The sequence below is a fragment of the Desulfobacula sp. genome, from assembly GCF_021107415.1.
This window is the reverse complement of the sequence record NZ_JAIOSW010000490.1, coordinates 1-4392: the sequence shown is the minus strand read 5'-3', so window position 1 is coordinate 4392 and position 4392 is coordinate 1. Positions and strand designations below refer to the sequence as shown.

General features: G+C 37.6%; 5 protein-coding genes. All 5 read left to right on the top strand.

Annotated elements, in window-relative coordinates; genetic code table 11:
- A partial coding sequence (locus K8S13_RS24480; RefSeq protein ID WP_291466348.1) for a hypothetical protein occupies positions 1–1207 on the top strand: 1207 nt, incomplete at its 5' end.
- A gap of 24 nt (positions 1208–1231) precedes the next feature.
- On the top strand, positions 1232–2503 hold the full coding sequence (locus tag K8S13_RS24475; protein ID WP_291466347.1) for a replication-associated recombination protein A: 1272 nt from the start codon (positions 1232–1234) through the stop codon (positions 2501–2503).
- 177 nt (positions 2504–2680) lie between these two features.
- Positions 2681–3115, top strand: a complete 435-nt coding sequence (locus K8S13_RS24470; protein WP_291466346.1) for a hypothetical protein — start codon at positions 2681–2683, stop codon at positions 3113–3115.
- 49 nt (positions 3116–3164) lie between these two features.
- On the top strand, positions 3165–3974 hold the full coding sequence (kdsA, locus tag K8S13_RS24465) for a 3-deoxy-8-phosphooctulonate synthase (RefSeq protein WP_291466345.1): 810 nt from the start codon (positions 3165–3167) through the stop codon (positions 3972–3974).
- Positions 3975–4016: 42 nt separating this feature from the next.
- On the top strand, positions 4017–4322 hold the full coding sequence (locus K8S13_RS24460) for a hypothetical protein (RefSeq protein WP_291466344.1): 306 nt from the start codon (positions 4017–4019) through the stop codon (positions 4320–4322).
- Positions 4323–4392: the final 70 nt, after the last annotated feature.

Genomic DNA, 4392 nt, shown 5'->3' with positions numbered 1-4392 from the left:
CGAATATAATGAACTGGTCCATATACTGGCAGATAAAAAAAGTGAGGATACCTGTTTTTTTGCCTTTGCCAATACAGTTGCAACAATCAACTTCAAAAAAGACAATGAAGGACATGGCTGGCTGGGATTGCGGTTTCAGCTAACCCCTAATACCGATCCCAATGAAATTATCCTACATGTGAGGCTGCTCGAAAATGATGCAATACTCCAGCAAAGTACTCTTGGAAAATTAGGAATTAACCTGATTTTTGCCTGTTATCATTTGCACGAATACCCTAATTCTTTTCTGCAATCGCTGTTGGATAACCTTTCATCGGATTGCCTGGAAATTAACATGATGCGAATGAAAGGCCCGGATCTGGATTGGGTAGATAACAGGCTTCTGGCTGTACAATTGGTAAAAAATGGTATGACTACCGCCATTATGTTCGACAGGCTGGGCAATGTGCAGGAACCTGCGGATATGCTCTACAAAAAAAATGTACTGGCTTTCAGGGGTAGTTTTCGACCTATTACTTACGTTGGATTTGATATGCTGAAAACCAGTTATAGTATATTTAAAAGAGATGAAGATTATGATAAGGGAAATACCATGTCGCTCTGTGAAATGACCATGAACAATTTGCTTGGAGAAGGTGAATTGGATGAACGGGATTTCCTGGCCCGGGTCGACTTATTAAACGGCATGGGACAGCATGTAATGGTTTCTTCCCTAAGCGAATATTATAAACTGGTCACTTATTTTTCGAGATTTAATATTATTAATCTCCGAATAGTAATGGGCATCCCCAATTTCCTGGATGTGCTCAATGAAAAATATTATGAGGACCTGAAAGGGGGTATCCTGGAAGCAATGGGAAAACTTTTTATAGAGAATATGAAACTCTACGTCTACCCTACTGTTTCATCTGTTTCCATCAATGATCCGACAAAGGGGGAATATTTATTGACTTCGGAAAATCTTCCATTAGCTGAAGATTTAAGGGATCTTTATAATTACCTGATCAAAAACCGGAAGATCATCGATATCAAAAATGTTAAAAAAGAACGACTGTATATAAATTCAAGAAAGGTGTTGAAAATGATTCAGCAAGGTAAAACTGGTTGGGAAGAAATGGTACCCAGGTACGTGGAAGACCAGATTAAATCCAAAAAATTATTTGGGTATCAAAAGGATGTATCCAATCAGAGTTTCGAGAAGAAATAAATACAAAAATGAATAAAAAAAACTATGGCTACTACTCCACTTGCAGAACTCCTCCGTCCAAAAACCTTGGATGACTTCATTGGACAACTACACATTGTTGGGAAAAATGCAATTCTCCGGCAAGCCATCGAATCCGGCAATATTCCATCCATGATCTTTTGGGGGCCTCCTGGGGTTGGAAAAACAACCCTGGCATTTATTATTTCTCAAAAGCTGAACCGGCCATTTTATACCTTGAGTGCGATCAGTTCAGGGGTAAAGGATGTGAGGAAAGTAATTTCAGATGCTAAATCAAGTATAGCCGGGACAATCCTGTTTATTGACGAAATTCACCGGTTTAATAAATCACAACAAGATTCATTGCTTGGAGCTGTTGAAAAAGGAATTATCACGCTTATAGGTGCAACTACAGAAAACCCATCTTTCGAGGTGATCTCTCCCCTTCTCTCCCGCTGCCAGGTATATATTTTAAAAGAGCTTGACAAAGAGCATTTATTGCAATTACTCGAAAGGGGTAAAAAAAGACTTGAATCAGATCATGAAACTAAAATCAAGATTAAAGAGGATGATGCATTATTAAGGGTTTCTGGAGGCGATGCAAGGAAACTTCTGAATGCCCTGGAACTTGTTATTCAGGCAGAACAGGGTGCCAAAAAGGAAATTGAGATCACCAATGATAAAGTGCAGCGTGTGATCCAAAAGAACCTGGCAATTTATGATAAGTCAGGTGAAATGCATTACGATATCATTTCAGCTTTTATTAAATCTTTGCGTGGTAGCGACCCTAATGCTTCTGTTTATTGGTTGGCACGCATGGTGGAGGCAGGTGAAGATCCAAAGTTCATTGCACGAAGGATGCTGATACTGGCATCTGAAGATATTGGCAATGCCAATCCCACAGCCCTTGTAATAGCACAAAGTTGTTTTGATGCTGTGAACGTTATCGGTTATCCCGAATGCCGGATCATACTCTCTCAAACTGCCATCTATCTTGCATCCTCCGCAAAAAGCAATGCTTCCTATATGGCTATTAAAGATGCCCAGAAGCTTGTCAGTAAAACCGGAGACTTATCAGTTCCACTTGCTGTCCGTAATGCACCCACCCGGTTAATGAAGGATATTGGGTATGGAAAGGGATATAAGTACGCACACGATTATGATCAAAATTTTGCTGATCTGGAATTCCTGCCAGAAAAAATAAAAGGCACAAAATTTTATGAACCCGGTGATAATGCACGAGAAAGAGAACTCAGGGCCAGGCTTAAATCGCTTTGGAAAAATAAATATAAATATTAGATGATGAAATTAAAACACCTCCTATATTCCCTTGTTTTGATTTTAATTGTAGCAACATGCAAAGACCACAAAAATAAAATTGAAGGCATCCCTTTATCAGACTCCTACAATAATTGTTCGGATGAATATTTTGATTTTGGCGATATGATCACAATTGGTGACCCGGGAGATAAATTTATGATCCGTTTGCCATATGATTGGGATATACAGGAAACTTATTCCGATACGCTGTATGGTATTATTGCCTCCAATAACTTAGAAGCCCGAAACAATCCTGAGAAGTTTCAGCTTATATCTGTCACAGGATACCAAACTGAAGATTCATTGATAACTTATTTTAAGAATGAATTAAGAACATTAAAGAAAGATAAGAATATGAAAGTTCTGGATGCCGGTCAAATTGGATTTGAAGAAGAAAAAACATATTGGGTCAGATTTGAGAGTTTGGAGTCAGAACATACCATTATGAATATAGTCAAGTATATCAAGCCGGAAAAGAGAAATGAAATTTATTTGATACAATCCGCTGTTTACAAAACAGATGATTTTATGGAAAGGTTGTGCTTTTTGAAAAGGCTGGTTGATTCATTTGAACTGGTTATTGAAAATTGATCTGTTAATTATATAACTTTGCAATTAAGTAATATTAACCTGAAAATATATGTTTGATATTCCAAAATTGAAATATACCGATTCCGGAAACTTTTTTCTAATTGCCGGGCCTTGTGTAATTGAAGATGAAAAAATGCCTTTTGAAATTGCTTCCCTGATCAACTCAATCTGTGATAAACTGTCCATCCCTTTTATTTTCAAAGCCTCCTATAAAAAAGCTAATCGATCAAGGTTGGATTCATTTACCGGTATTGGTGACGAAAAGGCATTAAAAATTATTCATAAAATAGGGAATCAACTTAACATACCGGTTCTAACCGACATTCATTCCGCTGATGAAGCAACCAATGCTACCCCATATGTTGATATTTTACAAATCCCGGCATTTCTTTGCCGACAGACTGATTTATTGGTGGCCGCAGCTAAAACCGGTAAAGTCGTAAATATCAAAAAGGGCCAATTTCTCTCCCCTGAATCAATGAAATTTGCCATAGATAAAGTATTGGAAACTGGCAATGAAAAAATAATGCTTACAGAACGGGGAACTACTTTTGGTTACCAGGATCTCGTGGTTGATTATCGCGGAATACCGAAAATGCAAAAATTAGGAGTACCGGTTGTTTTGGATTGCACCCATTCCTTACAACAACCTAATCAATCGGAAGGAATTACAGGAGGTCACCCTGAAATGATTGAAACCATAGCAAAAGCAGGTGTTGCTGTTGGTGTGGATGGAATTTTTATAGAAACACATCCCGACCCTTCAAAAGCTAAATCTGATGGCGCTAACATGTTGCATCTTGATTTGCTTGAGGACTTGTTGATAAAACTCACCAACATCAGGAAATCAATAAAATAAAAACCATATATTTTTAACTCAAAATCAAAAAAAACAATTATCATGACTGAATCAACGGAAGATAAAACAGTAGCAATTGTAAGCTATATTACGATCATCGGATGGATCGTAGCCATTGTGCTTCACAGCAACAATAAAACAGAACTCGGGGCTTTTCATTTAAGACAATCCCTTGGCCTTTTTCTAACAGGGATCATTTTTTGGTGGATACCCATCATAGGTTGGATATTAAATATTGTTGTTTTTATTTTCTTGATTTTAGGATTGATCTATGCCATACAGGGAGACAAGAAGGCTGTTCCTCTTGTAGGTGATTTTTATCAGAACATATTTAAAGGCCTGGCTTAACCTTTATCTTTGCGACACCACTATTCAATAAGAATATTTTTTATACCTCCTGTTTCAGGGTGAAACTGCA